Origin of the sequence: Pseudoalteromonas sp. N1230-9 (genome assembly GCF_032716425.1) — a bacterium.
Lineage (GTDB): Bacteria > Pseudomonadota > Gammaproteobacteria > Enterobacterales > Alteromonadaceae > Pseudoalteromonas.
In genome coordinates this window covers 983,508-1,001,731 of sequence record NZ_CP090419.1, presented here as the reverse complement: position 1 = coordinate 1,001,731, position 18,224 = coordinate 983,508, and the positions used below count along the sequence as shown (strand labels likewise).

The following is an 18,224-nucleotide window of genomic DNA, read 5'->3' as shown; positions in this document are numbered from 1 at the left end:
ATTAGTGAAGGGTCTTCTTAGGGTTTTTATCTGCGGGCTCTTTACCTAGCTCAGCAAAACATAGCAGCGCAGAAACACGCACATACTCAATCACTTCGTGCAGTGCTTGGCTGTCTTCTTCGGTCTCTTCAAATAGAGTGTCTAGGCGGGTAATTTCACTAAAATCGCTGATCACTTCTTTCACATCAGCAGATAACTTGCCGTAATCTTTTTGTTTTAAACCAAAACCAAGCATAAAACCCGATACCCAAGATACTAAGCCATTAGCTAAATCGATCAGTGTTTCGTCGTCACTTGGTAGGAATAGGTCAAATTGAAACTCTTCATCGCTAAAGCTGGCAACAACCTGAGAATACACATCAGCAAAAAATGCTTTTAAATCTTTATTGAAGGCTAAGCCATCGTTGAATACATCACTTAATAAACCTAAGTATTCGTCGGCTTCGATATTGATGCCACAGGCTAATAAACCACTGATCACACCATGAGCTTCGGCTGGTGCGACAAAAATTTCATTCTTTTCTAATAACAATTGGGCTTGTTGGTAATCAGGTAACGTGCTCATAACTTTTTCTTTGTTCGGCTAAGTAACACCATGCTACCACTCGATAAATCGCAACTCCAATTAATTGTATGATTGAGGTCAAAAAGCAATCTGAAAAGTAAATAAGCAGTTAAAGGTGGGGAAAAACTACCCGAACGATTCGCTTTTTTTACTTCTATGGTTTAAGGATTGAAACTTGTCTTATATACTGAAGGTGTTCCCTAGGGTGCAGGAGCTTGGTTAAGTCCCTGAGCCGATAAATTTTATGTTAGGGTTTCTGTTCGTCTACTATTGTGCAAGCTCGGCATGTACCGAGAAGCCTACGGTAAACCGCAGATTCCCGCCCTGAAACCTCAAGGTTTCAGGACTGACACCGGGCACCGCATACTTGGGGAACACCTTTTCTTTTTATCTATCAGATATCGAAATCTTCTCTGTTTTTTTCGCTTTTACAATAACTGATTTATTCGCGCGAAATAAATTTCACGCCTACGGGTGAGCATTTCACTTTAACTGTGTGCAGGCACAATCTAACTTCTGACAACTAATATCTAGTAACTCTTATATTTTTCGGTGGGATAAATCCGCCGCCACATCGTTACCTGTAGCAGCGGGTTTACCCCACGTCCTAGCACCTAGTCTCAACCAAGCGCCAATTTTTAACTTCACACCTTATTTAAACCATCCCTGAAAGCGCTCCATTAATAGGTAATTAACTGGCACTAATAGTAAGGTGATAAGCGTTGCGAAGATGATTCCAAAGCCAAGGCTTACAGCCATTGGAATAAGGAATTGTGCTTGCGTTGCTTTTTCAAATAACAACGGCATTAAACCAATAAAGGTGGTTAAACTGGTTAGCATTACTGGGCGAAAACGAGCCGCACCTGCCATTTTCACAGTTTCAAGTAAATCGCCGCCCTCTTCACGCTTCTTATTGATAAAATCGACCAATACTAGTGAGTCATTCACTACAACACCTATCAAGGCTAGCATGCCAAGTAGGCTCATAATGGTTAACTCCATGCCCATTACCCAGTGACCCATTACCGCTCCAATCATGCCAAACGGAATAACACTCATCACAATTAATGGCTGCATATATGATTTAAACGGTATCGCTAATAACGCATAAATAATAAAGAATACAAACACGAGGCCCCAAGCGAGTGAACCAAATGATTCTCGCTGCTCTTTGGCTTCACCTTCGAGCGAGTAATCAACACCTGGGTATTGCACCATTAGCTCATCTAAGTAGGTTTTTAAGTCTGCTTGCAGCACCGTCATGTTAGTATTTGATTTTTCGACATCAGCTGTCACATTCAACGTGCGATAGCGATCAATACGATAAATAGACGATGGACTTTGCCCCGGCACTAAGGTCGCCACATGCGACAATGGCACTGTGCCACCCGTTGGTGTTTTAATTAAAATATCGGTTAAATCAGCAACTGAGCGACGCTCTTCAATTGGCAAACGCACCATTACACGTACATCGTCGCGACCACGTTGAATACGTTGAACTTGCGCACCAAAGAACGAATTACGCACTTGCTGCGATACATCAACACGGTTTAAACCAAGCGCTAAACCTTGCTCTGTTAGCTCAATTTGCAGCTCGTCTTTACCATCTGACATGCTATCGGCAATTTCATACACAGTTGGGTAAGTCGCTAAACGCTCTTTAACTTTTTCTGCCACAGCTTCAAGGGTGTCGATTGAGCTGCCACTTAGCTGTACATCAATAGGATCTGAACTGCGACCAAATTCAGCACGGAAAGTTACACTCTCAGCCCCAGGTATAATACCAATAAGGTCACGCCATTCACTGGCAAGCTCTCGAGAGCCAATATCTGATTCACGTTTTTCGGCTGGTGTAATTTCAAAACGCACACTACCTGTATTTGACGAACCACCTCGGCCACCCGTGGTTGCCAAAATATTTAAAATCACGCTTTGGCCATCTTCATCACGATACTTGTCTTGTAGCTCTTTGGCCTTATCTGACATATCGATGATGTATTTGTTGGTCACTTCAAACGGTGTTCCAGCAGGGAATGTTAGCTCTGCGCGAACGGTTTCACTTGGAATACGCGGGAAGAATATAAACTTCGTCCAACCACTGGTGATCAGGGTCAAAATGATAAAGAAAATACCGACGAACAAGCTGACCGTTGCTAATTTATTCTTTAACGCAACATTTAGTAGCGGCTGATAGTACTTCATAATGGCGTGTTCAAAGCCATCGGCAAAACGCTGCTGAAACTGCTGCAGTTTTGACGGATTTGCTTTTTCACTACGTAGTTTTAAGTACTTTAAGTGAGCCGGCAGAACAAATTTAGACTCAATTAAAGAGAACAGTAATACTGGAATAACGACAACAGGAATTTGCGCAAATAAGGCACCACGGTTACCTTCGATAAAAGCTAATGGTAAAAATGCGGCAACCGTTGTAAGTACACCAAAGGTAACGGGAGTTGCCACCTCTTGCGTACCACGAATAGCAGCTTGTTCACCACTTTCGGCTGTTTTTAGGTGGGTGTAGACGTTTTCACCGGTCACAATGGCATCATCAACAACAATACCGAGTACCAAAATAAAGCCAAATAAACTCATTACATTAAGCGTAATACCAAAAATCGGCATGGCTAAAAACGCCCCCATGAATGACACAGGAATACCAATAAACACCCAAAACGCAATAGCAGGACGCAAGAACAAGGTAAGTAATGCAAGAACTAAAATACCACCTTGAATAGCATTGGTTGTTAGCGTCGCAATACGGCTTTTCACGATTTCAGAGTCGTCATCCCAAAAGCTTAACTCAAACCCTTCAGGCAGCTGGCTTTGATGCTCGGTAATGTAATTTTTTACTGCATCAGCAACTTCAATCGCACTTTGTGGACCAATGCGATACACATCAATAAACGCCGCTTGCTTACCATTAAAGCGAGTACGAACTGGGGTTTCTTCGAAGTCATCGGTAATACGGGCAATGTCGCCTAAGCGAATAATGGTACCATCAGCTTGGTACTTCACCACAACTTGGGCAAACTCATCTTTACGATAGGCTTGGCCTTTTGAACGAATGAGTACATCACCCCCTTCTGTTTTTAAGTTACCCGCTGAAACATCGGTACTTGAATTACTAATTGCTGAAGAAATGTCCGATAAGCGTAAATCGTATTGGCGTAATGTATCTTGGCTTACTTCAATGGCAATTTCGTAATCACGCACCCCACTTAGCTCTACCTGAGTGATTTCTGGCAAGCGTAATAAGTCATCACGTACATGCTCGGCATATTCTAGGGTTTCTTTTTCGCCATATTCACTCGACACAGTTACCGCTATTACTTCACGGGTACGCTGCGCGAGGGCAACAACTGGTTTTTCGGCATCGACCGGAAACGTGTTAATGGCATCAACCCGACTTTTAATATCGGCTAATAGCTCCCGTGGGTCATAGCCAGTATCGACTTCAATTGATACCGAGGCAGACCCTTCTGATGAGCGGCTAGTAATACGCTTTATGCCTTCGAGATCTTGCACCGCTTCTTCAATACGGATAGCGACACCTTTTTCAACATCTTCAGGTGTTGAGCCACGTAGGGTCACGCTAACACTAATGCGGTCTGCTTCAAATGATGGGAACACTTCAAGTGGTATTTGCGTCGAAACGCTAAATAGCCCCGCTAATAAAATGCTGATCAGCAATAAGTTTGCTGCAACATGATTCTTTGTAAACCAAGCTATCATTATTGCGCTCCTTGCTTACGAGCAGCGCGGCGTTGTTCAATTAATTTTTCAACGGTAATACCTTGCTCTTTTGCTTGCTTTTCAAGCTCTTCACGGCTTGGACGCTGTGCTTTACCACGCGTAGCTTGATACGCTTCGCTTCCCATTACCGTCACTTGGGTACCTGAGCTAACTTGACCTAGCGGCGTAATCACTAAGTGATCTCCTGCTGATAAGCCTTCGGCAACCATAGCTTGAGTCGCGTTTTGCCAAGCCAGTGAGATGTTTTTGCGACGCAGTACACCTTGCTCTTCAACATAAACATAGGTGCCTTGGTAAATTGCACTGTTTGGGATCACAATGGCATTTTCAATCGCCTTGCCGGTAATTTGTGCTTTGATGTACTGACCAATTTTAATTGGGTATTGATTAGCTGAAGTGGCTTTGTAAGGGTCATTAATTTGTGCAACCACATAAAGCTGCTGCGCGCTTTCATCAATGGCCCCTTCGGTGCGAATAACTTGACCTTGCCATTGCTGTTTACCAACAAGATCTGAGCTAAATTTAACGAGTGAACCGGCACTATTTTTAGCACCATCACGAAATTGTTCTGGTAAGTTAATGAACGGCAGATCTTTATTTTTGATTGGTAAGCGAATTTCAACACGGTCAATCGCATAAATACTGGCAAGTTCCATGTTATTACTCACCACTTGACCTAAATCTACGCTGCGGCTTAAAACTCGCCCCGCGTATGGTGCCGTGATTTTTGTACGCTCTAAATCAAGTTTTGCTTTTTCAAGCGTCGCTTGAGCAGACAACACACTTGCTTCGGCCGCTGCAAGTTGTGGCTTACGCAGTACCAAGCTACTTGCTTGTTCACCTTTACCTAAGCGTTCCCAATCGGTAACTGCTTGGCGACCACGCGCTTGCTCTTCGAGTAGGCTTTGCTCAGCGGTTAATAAAGCCGCTTGTGCTGATTTTACTTCGGCGCGGTGATCTCTATCATCTAGTTGCAACAACACATCGCCTTTTTCAAAAAAGCCACCTTCACGAAATTGCTCACTAATTTCGATAATTTGCCCTGAAGCCTGCGCGACTAGCATACTTTGCGTACGTGGTTTTACGGTGCCAAAACTATCAATCATCACCTGATAGGTTTCTGGTGTTAAGGTTTTAACAGCCACATTCACTTTTGCTTTTGGCGGTGAAGAAAAGCGGTTAGCCTTTGGCGGGTTGCCTTTTATAAACATGACAAGCAGTACCGTTACAACGATCACTACCAATGGAATTAAAATTTTACGTGTCTTGCTATTCATGATTATTGCTCTGCTACTTCGCTGTTTGCTTCACTAAAATCACCACCAAGGGCAATATGTAAGTTGATTCTGTTGATAATTAACTGGTTTTTAATTTCGATTACCGAACTTTGCGCATTGAACGAACGGTCTTGCGCATCAAGTACCGTGGTGTAGGTAACCAAACCACTTTGATATTGTTCAAAAGACAAACGCTCTGCAGCAATAGCGTTTTCTTGCGCTTCTAAGGTTTTTTCGTAGCGTACTTTAAGCGCTTGTTCTTGGCTGATGGCTGTTTCAACATCGTTAAAGGCATCATAAAGTGTGGCAAGATACGCCTGCTCTTGGCGCTTAACGTTTAACCTTGCTTGTTCTTCATTGGCTTTTAAGCGGCCACCTTCAAAAAGCGGCATCGAAATACTACCAATCAACGACCACGCTAAGCTTGAAGGCGAAAATAAGTCGCTCACTCTATCTGTGCTATCACTGATTGATGCAGAAAGGTTTAAGCTCGGAAAACGCTGTCTATGCGCATAAGCAAGCCCAGCATCGGTACTAAGTAATTGATACCAGCTTGCCATTAACTCCGGTTTGCGAGTAATAAGCTCTGAAGGTAAACCAAGTGGAATGGCACTATCGAGTAGTGGTAAATCTGCGCTAACGCTTAACGCGCCAGTAGGGTATTGGCCTGTTAAACGCTCTAAATCACGGATCGATTTAATTATAGTTGCTTGCTGCGCGGCAATGTTCGAGCGCTCAGTATTTAGCTCATTACGAGCAAGATAGACGTCGAGCGCTTCATTTAAACCTTGGCGATAACCAGACTCAATGATCGATAGATTCTGTTCGGCATTTTGTTCGCGCTGTTTATAAAGTTCGAGCAGTTTTTGATTTGTGATTACATCAAACCAACCTGATACTACATCAGCCACTAATTTTTGTTTGCTTTGCGCAAATGTGGCTTTTTCAGCTAGGTATTCAAGGTTTGCTTGTCGTTCTGAAGCCGATAATTTACCCCATAAATCAACTTCGTAGCTTAACTCTAATGATGCTGAACTGGCGTTGTTGTAGCTAACAGGACGATTATCTTTACTTCGGCTAGCACGTGTTGATAAATCAAGGCTGGGCCATAAATCTGCCCCAGTAGCAATAAGCTGCTGCTCTTTAATCGCTACATCGTAACCCGCTTGTAAAATCGTTTGGTTATGGGCTAATGCTTGCTCAACTAAAGTAAAAACTTGAGGATCGTGTAATTGCTGCAACCAGTTATCTTCAACAGCAAGCACCTTGTCACTCGCTGGTAATTGCTGCCATGCACTTGGCACAGTCTCAAGCTCAGCAACTCGCTCATTGTGAGTCGGCTGGCTCGCACATGCACTTAGCAAAATTACACTTAAAGCCAATAAACTCGGCTTATATTGCCAATTCATTCTAAAAACCTGAAAAACATCAATTTATGAATGTTATTCAAGCACCACGTTAAGTTTTGCTCAACTGACTTTACATAAAATTACACTGCCTGACATAGGCATACGATAAGGGGCTAAACTCTGGAGATAAAAAACGAAAACATTAAACTAGAAAATCCGATAACCAGACGTATCTGCTAACTCAAGAAGCTCTGTATCACCAGAGCTATCGCCATAAGCATAAATATGTTCAAATTCAGAGAGAGTATAAGCGGTTTTAATTCTCGAAACTTTTTCAGGTCCAAAGCAATTTTTTGTTGCACACTCTCCTGAAACTATCACTACACGGTGACCTTGCTCCTTATGCCAAGTGAGCGCTAAAGCTTTAGTGGTAATGTTTAAAAAGGATAACCTAATACTTGAAGCACTCTCCCTAGTTACAGGGAGAGTACGCATTTTAACATCTAGTAAAAACTCAATCTAAAATTAACATGTCTTCATATGAGTTAAAAAAGCTGGTATTACCTATTAATATCGAAATTTGATATTCACCTTTACTAACAGGAGTGTTCCACAAGACTTTAGCACTGTTATTTTGTGTATCGAGAGCCACTTCACATTCCCCTCCACTCACAATACAATCCAGCTTTATTTTACCGTCAAAATCCCAAGTTACATCATAAGTTAAATTCGAACCTGCAGTTGCTCTTGCTTTACCACCAGTCACGTTGAGTAACTTATCAAAATCAAAAACAGAGTATCCATTCTTAGGCAAAGAGTAGTTGTAATAATAAGCAGTCGGATCCCTACTCCACTCCATATTAAAGATCTTATCTCCTTGAATCGCTATATCTGTAACATAATCACTTGTTATGTAACTACTTAACAATTTTGGACTGCTGGGTGCTTTTATAGAGTACTTTGAAATGCCAGTTTCTGGATCAACCACATACAGCTCATTACCAATTAACTTTAAACTAGTTCCAGAAATATTCAGTAGGCGTGCTTCTTCAATAATGTTTTCGGGTTCTGAAATGTTCAGTATCCTTAGTCCATAATATTTACTCAACAAATATACGTAATCTTTATAGGAAACAATTGAGACATAGTGCCAGCTATCATCTCCAAACCAATCTTTAAAAAAATACCCTTGTTTGTTGAGCTCATTATTTTCATTAATATTGATAATCGCAGCTTCATTTTCAGCAGCAACGTGAACTGTATTTCCAGAGATGGATATATCAGAAATTGCCCCACCTCTAGATGCTAAACCATGTAATAATGACTTATCTACTGATTCACTAGGTTCACTTATATCATATAAAACTAGGTTTGAATTAGCTGTATTAATTAGAAGTTTATCACCCTTCACAGCCAAAGCATTTACTGGGTTAGCCGATGGGATATTACCCACTGAAAAAGGAGCTCTCTTATCACTAACATTAAGGATATGTAAACCTTCGCTCTGAGTACCAACAAACAATAAATCTTCACTAATTAGAAGTTTATTCGCTTTAGAAACTGTAACTTCACTTAATACTTCTGGCTGTTCATAATTAAAGGCATCTTTAATAATTAATCTATTATCTTTGCTAGATAAGTATAAAACCTCATCTTCAACGACCAGTGAGTTTAACTGAAAATTTTGATCAACTTGATATTCTTTTGTTAGAGGACCTGAAAGAGAAGAAATGTCAAAACTTTCTAGGCTTGAACTAAAATAGTCTACTAAAAGCAAAGTGTCTTCATGAAAAGTTAGCCATTTTGAGGCTATAGTGTTTGGTAACTTACCTACCCATTTAGGAAATTTAGGATCAGATATATCTAAAAAACGGACACTTTCGGAGCTATCACCAACCGCAATAACGTTTTTAGCAAAAGCCATAGCAATATTTTGGGATGATACGCTTGTTTCTGAAATGACGCTCAATTGTGTAGGTAATGAAATATCAACGAGCAGCAAGCTTTGTTTTGAACCAGTTAATGCTGCTATATTCTCATTTATTTCGATTTGTTTGAAAGAGCAATCACAAGGTAACTCAGCCACTAAAATAGACTCAAGTGGCGTTGATACATTAAATACCTTCAACCCCTCACTTTCAGTTGCAACATATAAAAAATCTCCTTTAATTTTTAAGTCATTAACTCCAGAAAGACTCTCATTTAAGGTATTGCTATCTATATAGCGAGGCGATGTTAAATTAGAAATATCAATCGCTTCAATCCCAAATTCACTTGAAGATACATAAACTATATTTTTATACCTAGCAAATTTTTTGTTTTGGAAAGCATTTTCAATAGAACTTACAAGATTTATATTTGAAATGTCGCTTATATCATAGAACCAAAGTCCAGTTCTTCCCTCAGCAATCAATAGATCATCAAAAATTACACTCGCCTGATAACCATTTTGAGCACTCTCCCAACCGAACGCTCGAATATTGTAAGGGTCAGATATATCTAAAGCTTTTAATCGGCTGTTATCCGAGGTAAAAGCGATGCCTTTTTCTACACTTGCAGAAAAAGAGTAGGTTGAGTCACTAGAGTACTCATCACGAAAAATTAAACTTTCTTTATTAAAGCTATTTACTGTACCCGAATACTCCTTACCAACAATGCTCACTAAGTCAGAAGAGGTGGTTTTATCCTCATCTTCTACTGTCAACTTAAAACTTAGCTGACTTGCCCCTTGAGGCAATTCAAATGAGGGGTTACAGGTATCTGCACTAAGTACTTTAACCTGAGGTCCCTCTACTTGTTCCCAGCTATAGCTTATAGCAGAACCATCTGGATCGTAGCTTTCATCACAACTTAAGCTGACTAATTCATTTTCTAGGAAAGTCTTATTATCTCCAGCTTCAGCAACAGGAACGTTGTTAGTAGGGATAACTTTAACATTCACTTCTGCTTCAGCGGATGCAGCTTGATCATCCGTAACAACTAACTTAAAAGTAAACGACTTTTCAACTTCATAAGCTAAGACTTTTGGTGATGTGAACGAAAGTATCAACTTATCAGTATCACTTAAAGAGACTGGCTCTCCTGAAATTTGTTCCCACTTTATTGAAGTAATTGTTCCATCGGAATCTGTTGCCTCTGCATTAATTATAACCTCAGTTAATTCATTAACTTCTACTTCGGGACTCAAACTTAAAGTGGGTAAAGTATTCGCCACTGGGGTATCAGTAGGCGCTTCTGGAATGCTTTGTGGAGGGTTGTCTTCACCACTACTACCACCACAACCGACTAAAAATAAAAAACTAAATGTGATAGATAGTGCGATATTTTTAATATCCATATTAAATATTCCTTTCCATTTAAATATGCTTACCATAACGTTTAACAATATGACTATTTAATTTAAAATCATATAACTAAACCAATATAAAATTTAGGCCTAACCTTCTTAGTTAAGTGCGTTGTTTTGAAAAACAAGCTTTGTTATTTAGGCACTTTCGACAATTTTGCTATATCTTTTCTTTTCGCATAATTTGATCATGACAATGATTTTTATGATAAGTAGCACCTAATCAAGTTCCTAAAAATGACAAAATACTATCACATGTTGGCATAACTCAACTAAAAAGCATAATCTTTGAGCAATAATTTATTGAATAAAACTCTAACTCTTGGAATTAGGAAAACAAACAGTTAAAAAACAGGTAGTTATTTTTTAAAATAACTAAATTAATTAGGAATTTTTAATATAGGGAAATAGTTTGAAGTAGTAAAGGATGGTGCCCAGAGGCGGAATCGAACCACCGACACGAGGATTTTCAATCCTCTGCTCTACCGACTGAGCTATCTGGGCAATATTCGGTTTTATGCTGAATATCCAAAGAGGATTTTCAATGCAACTCCCAATGGCTCTACTGACTGAGCTATCTGGGCGTAACAAAAAGCTAGAAGCTTGATGTTTAAATAAATGGTGCCGACTATCCGAGTTGAACGGATGACCTACTGATTACAAGTCAGTTGCTCTACCAACTGAGCTAAGTCGGCACACTAAATTTGTGTGCGCTGTGCACTATAATCACTTTAAAAGAGATTATAAAACAATGGTGCCCAGAGGCGGAATCGAACCACCGACACGAGGATTTTCAATCCTCTGCTCTACCGACTGAGCTATCTGGGCATTCTAAACTTTCGTTTAAAAATAAATGGTGCCGACTATCCGAGTTGAACGGATGACCTACTGATTACAAGTCAGTTGCTCTACCAACTGAGCTAAGTCGGCACACTAAATTTGTGTGCGCTGTGCACTATAATCACTTTAAAAGAGATTATCAAATAATGGTGCCCAGAGGCGGAATCGAACCACCGACACGAGGATTTTCAATCCTCTGCTCTACCGACTGAGCTATCTGGGCAATATTTAGTTTTATGCAGAATATCAACAAGGATTTTCAATGCAATTCCCGATGGCTCTATCGACTGAGCTATCTGGGCTAAGTTCCTGACTGCAATTTGCTGCCTAGGATAATAAATGGTGCCGACTATCCGAGTTGAACGGATGACCTACTGATTACAAGTCAGTTGCTCTACCAACTGAGCTAAGTCGGCACACTAAATTTGTGTGCTTTGCACAATACTGATGTTCTCACTATTAGATACAACACCAATATATTAAATAATGGTGCCCAGAGGCGGAATCGAACCACCGACACGAGGATTTTCAATCCTCTGCTCTACCGACTGAGCTATCTGGGCAATATTCGGTTTTTGTGCTGAACATCCAAAGAGGATTTTCAATGCAATTCCAAATGGCTCTACCGACTGAACTATCTGGGCAATAACCTTTAGGCAACAAACCTAGTTGTCGCTGTCTGGGCGTGCGGCGTATTAAACGGGTTTTGCCCTCTCAAGTCAACTTTTTTTTAAGGATTCTGACTGTTTGAACAGTTTTCAATCAAGATTGCTATTTTTCGTACTTTTACGGTTGCTTATGCAGCAAAAATTCCTATTCTAATAGTTTCCTCCAACGATTATTACTTTGGTTAAGTAAAAACGTGGTGAATTTTTCTTCGTTGATGGTAGGATTGTGTTAATCAATCAAGTAACTACTTCTTACTGCTGTAAAATTGTTGGATAAAAGCCATGTCGAGTAAATCAACATCTCCTGTAAAAGGGCTATTACCGTTATTTATTATAACAAACCTTGTTATTACACTTTTCGCGGTTGTAGCTTACTCTTTTTACCCAACAAAGGATTCTAAAACTCAAGTCACATACCCTAGCCTAAATGCTGTGCAAGTAGTGGAACAATTATCACCACCCTTAGTAAGTGCACTCACAATGCCGGGCCAAGATAAGGTCAAAGAAGTACTGGAGCTTAGCCTTTTACTCAATGCTGGCTTTGATTACTACTTATATAGGTACGAGGTGAATGGTGATGTGTCTTTGGTATTTGCAAACAATAAAGAAGAACTCATCGCTGTAACGAAAGTAAATCAGCAATTAGAACAAGCCAGCATAATTCACAAAGTGCTTGAATTTAACGACCAACCCGTTGGCGAGTTAATCGTAAAGCAGCATTCACAAGAACAGCCTATTGTTGAATCAGCTGTAATGTCATATGTATTAGCTGCTGTTGCTCTGATTGCACTTATTTTTCTGTCTATATTATTAAATGTGTATATTAATAAACGTTTTCTGAAAAGTAGTGAACTACTTAGCGATGAACTATTAGCTATTACAGAAAACCAAAATTACCACACTCATGTTACTGAAACCCTTGACTTTGGCTTAGATATTGTAGCTAAAAACATTAACCATTTACTTAGTAAAGTTCAGTCTGCAATTACTGAAAATAAAGCAGCACAACAAGACCTACAAAAACTACAAAGTAGCCTTGAAACTGAAGTACAAAACAGAACACTGGCACTTGAACAAGCAACATTAAAAGCAGAGCAAGCCAACGAAACTAAAACAACCTTCTTAGCAACGATGAGTCACGAAATAAGAACACCAATGAATGGGGTGATTGGGACTATTGATTTACTGCGCCAAACAGAGCTCGATGGTGCACAACATAGACTTAGTACAATAATTCGTGACTCTGCCTTTTCCTTGCTTGGCATTTTAGACGACATTCTTGACTTCTCTAAAATCGAAGCTGGAAAACTCAATATCGATAACATTCCTTTTTCGGTCTCAGATACTATCGAAGAAGTAGCCCGTGTGCTGTCTTCTGTAGCTAAAAAGCGTAACTTAGATCTGGAACTTGCCATAGCACCCGATATTCCGACTAACTTAATTGGCGATACAGTGCGCGTACGCCAAGTGCTTTATAACCTATGTAGTAACGCGATTAAATTTACAACCACAGACGATAACCGAAAAGGTCATGTAAAAATATCTGTCGAAGTCGCGCAAAACACAACGGATCATTACACCTTGCGTTTTAGCGTTTCCGACAACGGTAAAGGCATGACCAAGACACAGCTTCGTGAAATATTTAACCCATTTATTCAAGCCGAAAGCTCTATTACGCGCGAGTATGGAGGCACAGGTCTTGGGCTTTCGATCTGTAAGAGCCTTACCGAGTTGATGCTAGGTACGATTACTGTAAACAGTGATTTGGGGATCGGTAGTGAATTTATCGTTGAGCTGCCGTTTAGCACGCAAGGAAAAGTTAACTTTGCTCACAAACAGGTGATGAAAAACCAACGAGTGGTTGTTGTAACTCAGCACGAAAGCAGACAAAGCTTGTTAACTCGTTATCTTTCATTTATGGGCGCTACGACAATCATTGCCAATAGCAATGAAAAAATAGAAGCAGAGCAAGATAAAAAAGACATAATTTGGATTCTCGATGGCATCGAAAGCATGGAGGATATTAACTACATACTACGCCGTTTGCTTTACACCTTAGAAGACAACCATCAACAAGTGATTGTATTAAGTAAGCTAGATGAAGCCGCAGTTAATCATAAAAATATTTTTTATTTAAATGCAGCACCACTATGTAAGTCTAACTTTATGGTGTCGTTATTAGTTGCTGCTGGCCTTCATCAGCCAAAACAAATTTCCTCTGCAAAAACACTCAATAACTATTTGAGCGTGGATCAAGCCCGTGAAGAAAATAAATTAATCCTTTTGGTTGAAGACAATGTTCTGAATCAGCAAGTGCTGACAGATCAATTACATTTATTAGGTTATGGTGTCGAGTTGGCCGAAAACGGTGAGCAAGGATTAGAAATGTGGCGTGAAAACCACTACTCGATCATTTTGACCGACTTACACATGCCAAAAATGTCAGGCTATGACATGGTTGAAAAAATTCGCAGCGAAGCCTCTTTGCTTCCTGACATCAACGCCCAACCCTATATTGTTGCTATTACCGCTAATGCACTGAAAGGGGAAAAAGAACGTTGTTTAAGTATTGGCATGAACGACTACATTACAAAACCTGTCGAACTCAACGTACTTGAGGCAACATTGCTAAAGTGGTCGCATAAAGTCGACCCAGAGCGTACTCCTCTTGAAATAAAACAACCTGCCATGCCAATTGATATGAGCATGCTTGGTAAATACATAAATAACGATGAAGCTAAAAAACTGCGTTTCTTTAAAATGTACCTTGAACAAAGTAATCAACTAACTAAAGAGGTAAATGCAGGGGTGATCGATCATGATTTAGAAACCATCATTTCGTCATGCCATCAATTAAAGTCAATTTCCAAAACAATTGGGGCAATGAAAATTGCCGAACTTGCAGCAGCATTTGAACAACGCTGTAAAGAAGAGGAGCTAACAAGTGACGATCTAATTGAGCTGCGCGACGAGTTCGAAATCGAGTACTCTAAAGTAGCACAGTTCTTAAAAGAACAAATCAAAAAAGCCGACCAAGAAAGTGAAAATTAAAAAGGGCCAATCGGCCCTTTTTAATTTCTGTACTTATTTTTCAGGTGGACGATAACCTTCAATTTCAACGTCTTTACCTTCAAATAAAAAGCCAACCATCTGCTCTTCTAAAAAAGTGCGATGTTCTGGGTCCATCATATTTAGATGCTTTTCGTTGATCAACATCGTTTGTTTGTGTTGCCATTGGCCCCACGCTTCTTTACTGATGTTGTTGAAAATCTTTTCACCAAGCTCACCTGGATATAGTTGGAAGCCTAAGCCTTCAGCTTCTTTTTGTAACTTTTGACAAAATACTGTGCGTGCCATAATTGCTCTCTACTCTTATTGCGTGATGTTATTCTAATCTATTGCGCGTAATTGTTTAACCAGCTTTTTCGTTGGGGCTGCAAGGCCGACTTCAACAGACTCATCAAGCGGATACCAAACCAATTGACGCTCATTAATGAGATCTGGAATGCTTGGCAATGATAAAACATGTGGATTAATGGTCAGCTCAAAATGCGAAAACACATGAGTAAACGCTTCAAGTTCCTGTGTATTAGCCGTTAAACCATGCTGGGCTAAAAATGTTTCTAGCTCGCTTAACTCACTAAACTCGAAAAAGCCAAATAAGCCTCCCCAAATTCCTGAGTTAGGCCGTTTTTCCATAAGTACTTTATCGTCACAGGCTAAAATAAGCTGATGACATGACTTTTTCGGTACAGCCTTTTTAGGCTTTGAATGCGGAAACTCTTTAACTTTACCTTCATTAAAAGCAAGGCACTTACTGTTTAAAGGACAAGGCTCACAGTCAAACTTGCTACGTGAACACAGACTTGCCCCTAAATCCATCATTGCTTGATTAAACTCGGTAACCGACTCTTTAGGCGTTAATTGTGATGATAATGACCACAGTTGGTTTTCAACTTTTTTAACCCCATACCAGCCTTCGATCATAAAAAAGCGCGCGAGTACACGTTTAACGTTACCGTCCAAAATTGGGTGATGCTGACCAAGCGATAACGATAAGATAGCCCCCGCTGTTGAGCGACCAATACCAGGCAAATCCATTACTTCTTCAAGCGTGGTTGGAAACTCACCTTGGTATTTATCACGGACTATTTTTGCCGTTTTATGTAAGTTACGTGCGCGAGCATAATAACCAAGGCCAGTCCAGTGATGCAGCACTTGATCTTCATCGGCATCGGCCAGTGCAATAATATCAGGAAAGCTCTGCATGAACTTTTCAAAATACGGAATGACAGTGACGACCTGAGTTTGCTGAAGCATAACCTCAGAGATCCACACTTTATAAGGGGTTTTATTTAACTGCCATGGAAGAGTTTTACGGCCGTGAAGGTGATACCAGTCAACCACTTGGCTAGCGAACCAAGTTGACTCCTTATTGCTTAAATTCAAAATAACATCTTTACTTGCTGAAGCTCATTGCGGCTCAGTCTATTGCAGTTAGTTAGGCCAAGCAAGCTAAAAGCTTGTACTCAAGGCGCAGGTCAGGGATAATACGCAACCTTTTTCTATAGTCAGTGTTTTTATCAGGCCAAATTATATGAATGACTCAAGTAACCCAAACCTCGAGCAAGCAAAGCAAGAGGGTAAATATATCCGCACAATTCGTAGTTTCGTTAAGCGCGAAGGTCGCCTAACAAAAGGCCAAGCAGCCGCCATCGAAAAGTGTTGGCCAACAATGGGCCTTGAGTACAAAAATGGCATGCTCGACTTTAAAGATGTATTTGGTAACGATAATGACGTCGTGCTAGAAATCGGCTTTGGTATGGGTAAGTCACTGGTTGAAATGGCTAAAAACGCTCCAGAACTTAACTTCATTGGTATTGAAGTACACCGTCCAGGTGTTGGCGCTTGTTTAATGGATGCTGACGAAGCCGGTATTACTAATTTACGCGTATTCGAGCACGATGCGGTTGAAGTATTGGCCGATTGTATCGCTGATGAAAGCTTAGCTAAGTTGCAGTTATTCTTCCCTGATCCATGGCACAAAAAACGTCACCACAAGCGTCGTATCGTACAGGCTGAATTTGCACAAAAATTACGTAGCAAATTAAAAATTGGTGGTGTTTTTCACATGGCAACTGACTGGGAAAACTATGCGGAGCATATGCTTGAAGTAATGCAGGTTGCTGAAGGTTACAAAAACCAATCAGACACGAATGATTATGTTCCTCGCCCAGATTCTCGTCCGTTGACGAAATTTGAGCAACGCGGTCACCGTTTAGGTCACGGCGTGTGGGATCTAATGTTTGAGCGTACAAAGTAATATAAGGTAAAAGCAGCATGAGCAAGTTAACCAACCCAAGTTTATTATTGCTTCGAAATGAAGACGAGCTTGTTGGAAAGTCCATTTTAGTGGTTAACTTCGAGCAAGATGGCTTTTTACGCGAGCTTACAGCGCTAAACCCTGACGCCAAAATTACTGCGTTCAGTTATAATCACGCTAATGCCATGTATGCCAGCAAAATTGCCGGTGTACATGCCGTGGTTGATCACACTATTCCCAATGGCAACTATGATTTAGTTATCTACTATTATCCAAAGGCGAAGCCTGAAGCACTAATGTGCCTTGATAACATTCGTGCTGTATGTCACCAAGATGCCCAGTTGTTTGTGGTAGGTGAAAATAAAAGCGGCGTTAAATCAGCAGAAAAGCAATTAAAAGACTACTCTGGCTTTAGTAACAAAATCGACAGTGCCAAACACTGCATTTTGTATCTATTTTCTGAGCTTACGCTAAACAATAGCTTTGATATCAGCCGTTATCACAAACAATTCCAAGTCAAAACAAACGATCTAGAATTTACAGCTATTAGCGTGCCTGGGGTATTTAACCACGGTGCACTTGATGTGGGTACAGCAGTACTTCTTAATAATGCGCCTCATATTAACACGGGTAAAGTGCTCGACTTCGCGTGTGGTGCAGGTGTTATTGCTACTTACTTAGGACTCAAGCAGCCTGAACTTGAATTTGTGTGTAGCGATGTAAGTGCGCTGGCAACTTATGCCACTGAGCAAACGCTTGCGCTAAATAACCTCAAAGGTGAAGCTTTATTAAGTGATGGCCTTGAAAATATTAGTGGCAAATTTGATTTAATCATCAGCAACCCGCCATTCCATACAGGTATCGCCACAGATTACAGTATTGCCGAAGCATTTTTAGCTAATGCTAAACAACACCTAACCAAGCAAGGTTCATTAACGATTGTTGCTAATAGCTTTTTAAAATACCCGCCCATCCTCGAGGCGCAGTTTGCTAGTTTCAACACAGATTTTAAGAATACCAAATTTGCCGTTTACTCTGCTAAGTAGCAAAAATGCCTAATAGCCTATTCCGTGACTAAATATTTTTCCTAATATTTAGTTACT

The 18,224-nt window shown here is 40.3% G+C and carries 11 protein-coding genes, 7 tRNA genes and 1 other RNA gene; 4 read left to right on the top strand and 15 right to left on the bottom strand.

What is annotated here, in order from left to right; translation table 11 throughout:
* Position 1: 1 nt before the first annotated feature.
* Complete coding sequence (locus LY624_RS04750) at positions 2 to 565, bottom strand: UPF0149 family protein (RefSeq protein ID WP_062570351.1); 564 nt, start codon at positions 563 to 565, stop codon at positions 2 to 4.
* Between the two features lie 194 nt (positions 566 to 759).
* Here LY624_RS04750 and ssrS point away from each other — a divergent pair.
* A non-coding RNA gene (gene ssrS, locus LY624_RS04745) (6S RNA) lies at positions 760 to 943 on the top strand.
* A 273-nt stretch (positions 944 to 1,216) separates the two neighbouring features.
* Here ssrS and LY624_RS04740 read toward each other — a convergent pair.
* The 12 genes from LY624_RS04740 to LY624_RS04685 form a co-directional block, all read right to left on the bottom strand.
* Positions 1,217 to 4,297 (bottom strand): efflux RND transporter permease subunit, encoded by a 3,081-nt coding sequence (locus LY624_RS04740; protein WP_341803973.1) that lies wholly within the window; start codon positions 4,295 to 4,297, stop codon positions 1,217 to 1,219.
* Entirely contained in the window at positions 4,297 to 5,595 is a 1,299-nt protein-coding gene (locus LY624_RS04735) for an efflux RND transporter periplasmic adaptor subunit (RefSeq protein WP_341803972.1), read from the bottom strand. The genes LY624_RS04740 and LY624_RS04735 overlap by 1 nt, the downstream gene beginning before the upstream one ends.
* 2 nt (positions 5,596 to 5,597) lie before the next feature.
* Positions 5,598 to 7,004 carry a TolC family protein gene (locus tag LY624_RS04730; RefSeq protein ID WP_341803971.1) on the bottom strand — a complete coding sequence of 469 codons (1,407 nt, stop codon included), beginning with the start codon at positions 7,002 to 7,004 and terminating at the stop codon, positions 5,598 to 5,600.
* A gap of 147 nt (positions 7,005 to 7,151) precedes the next feature.
* A complete protein-coding gene (locus LY624_RS04725) occupies positions 7,152 to 7,325 on the bottom strand; it encodes a hypothetical protein (protein WP_341803970.1) in 174 nt (57 codons plus the stop codon).
* A gap of 133 nt (positions 7,326 to 7,458) precedes the next feature.
* Positions 7,459 to 10,281: a PKD domain-containing protein gene (locus tag LY624_RS04720; protein ID WP_341803969.1), complete on the bottom strand. Its 2,823-nt coding sequence runs from the start codon at positions 10,279 to 10,281 to the stop codon at positions 7,459 to 7,461.
* 437 nt (positions 10,282 to 10,718) lie between these two features.
* Positions 10,719 to 10,794 (bottom strand) — tRNA-Phe (locus tag LY624_RS04715).
* Between the two features lie 115 nt (positions 10,795 to 10,909).
* Positions 10,910 to 10,985 (bottom strand) — tRNA-Thr (locus tag LY624_RS04710).
* A gap of 57 nt (positions 10,986 to 11,042) precedes the next feature.
* Positions 11,043 to 11,118: transfer RNA gene (locus LY624_RS04705), tRNA-Phe, on the bottom strand.
* Between the two features lie 26 nt (positions 11,119 to 11,144).
* A tRNA-Thr gene (locus LY624_RS04700) sits at positions 11,145 to 11,220 on the bottom strand.
* A 57-nt stretch (positions 11,221 to 11,277) separates the two neighbouring features.
* Positions 11,278 to 11,353, bottom strand: a tRNA-Phe gene (locus LY624_RS04695).
* A gap of 117 nt (positions 11,354 to 11,470) precedes the next feature.
* Positions 11,471 to 11,546: transfer RNA gene (locus LY624_RS04690), tRNA-Thr, on the bottom strand.
* Between the two features lie 71 nt (positions 11,547 to 11,617).
* Positions 11,618 to 11,693, bottom strand: a tRNA-Phe gene (locus LY624_RS04685).
* 387 nt (positions 11,694 to 12,080) lie between these two features.
* Here LY624_RS04685 and LY624_RS04680 point away from each other — a divergent pair.
* Positions 12,081 to 14,849, top strand: a complete 2,769-nt coding sequence (locus LY624_RS04680; protein WP_130151086.1) for an ATP-binding protein — start codon at positions 12,081 to 12,083, stop codon at positions 14,847 to 14,849.
* A 33-nt stretch (positions 14,850 to 14,882) separates the two neighbouring features.
* On the opposite strand, the gene LY624_RS04675 is transcribed toward LY624_RS04680, so the two are convergent.
* Positions 14,883 to 15,155: an oxidative damage protection protein gene (locus tag LY624_RS04675; RefSeq protein ID WP_062570343.1), complete on the bottom strand. Its 273-nt coding sequence runs from the start codon at positions 15,153 to 15,155 to the stop codon at positions 14,883 to 14,885.
* Between the two features lie 33 nt (positions 15,156 to 15,188).
* Positions 15,189 to 16,247 (bottom strand): A/G-specific adenine glycosylase, encoded by a 1,059-nt coding sequence (gene mutY / locus LY624_RS04670; RefSeq protein ID WP_445936721.1) that lies wholly within the window; start codon positions 16,245 to 16,247, stop codon positions 15,189 to 15,191.
* A 148-nt stretch (positions 16,248 to 16,395) separates the two neighbouring features.
* Here mutY and trmB point away from each other — a divergent pair, with 148 nt between their 5' ends.
* Both trmB and LY624_RS04660 read left to right on the top strand, forming a co-directional pair.
* A complete protein-coding gene (trmB, locus tag LY624_RS04665; RefSeq protein ID WP_341803968.1) occupies positions 16,396 to 17,121 on the top strand; it encodes a tRNA (guanosine(46)-N7)-methyltransferase TrmB in 726 nt (241 codons plus the stop codon).
* Between the two features lie 17 nt (positions 17,122 to 17,138).
* Positions 17,139 to 18,167: a methyltransferase gene (locus LY624_RS04660; protein WP_130151083.1), complete on the top strand. Its 1,029-nt coding sequence runs from the start codon at positions 17,139 to 17,141 to the stop codon at positions 18,165 to 18,167.
* Positions 18,168 to 18,224: the final 57 nt, after the last annotated feature.

What these genes read in the sequence shown, in the direction of transcription:
- LY624_RS04750 (WP_062570351.1), bottom strand. Translation starts at nt 565, where the DNA reads ATGAGCACGTTACCTGATTACCAACAAGCCCAATTGTTATTAGAAAAG.
- LY624_RS04740 (WP_341803973.1), bottom strand. Translation starts at nt 4,297, where the DNA reads ATGATAGCTTGGTTTACAAAGAATCATGTTGCAGCAAACTTATTGCTG.
- LY624_RS04735 (WP_341803972.1), bottom strand. Translation starts at nt 5,595, where the DNA reads ATGAATAGCAAGACACGTAAAATTTTAATTCCATTGGTAGTGATCGTT.
- LY624_RS04730 (WP_341803971.1), bottom strand. Translation starts at nt 7,004, where the DNA reads ATGAATTGGCAATATAAGCCGAGTTTATTGGCTTTAAGTGTAATTTTG.
- LY624_RS04720 (WP_341803969.1), bottom strand. Translation starts at nt 10,281, where the DNA reads ATGGATATTAAAAATATCGCACTATCTATCACATTTAGTTTTTTATTT.
- LY624_RS04680 (WP_130151086.1), top strand. Translation starts at nt 12,081, where the DNA reads ATGTCGAGTAAATCAACATCTCCTGTAAAAGGGCTATTACCGTTATTT.
- LY624_RS04675 (WP_062570343.1), bottom strand. Translation starts at nt 15,155, where the DNA reads ATGGCACGCACAGTATTTTGTCAAAAGTTACAAAAAGAAGCTGAAGGC.
- trmB (WP_341803968.1), top strand. Translation starts at nt 16,396, where the DNA reads ATGAATGACTCAAGTAACCCAAACCTCGAGCAAGCAAAGCAAGAGGGT.
- LY624_RS04660 (WP_130151083.1), top strand. Translation starts at nt 17,139, where the DNA reads ATGAGCAAGTTAACCAACCCAAGTTTATTATTGCTTCGAAATGAAGAC.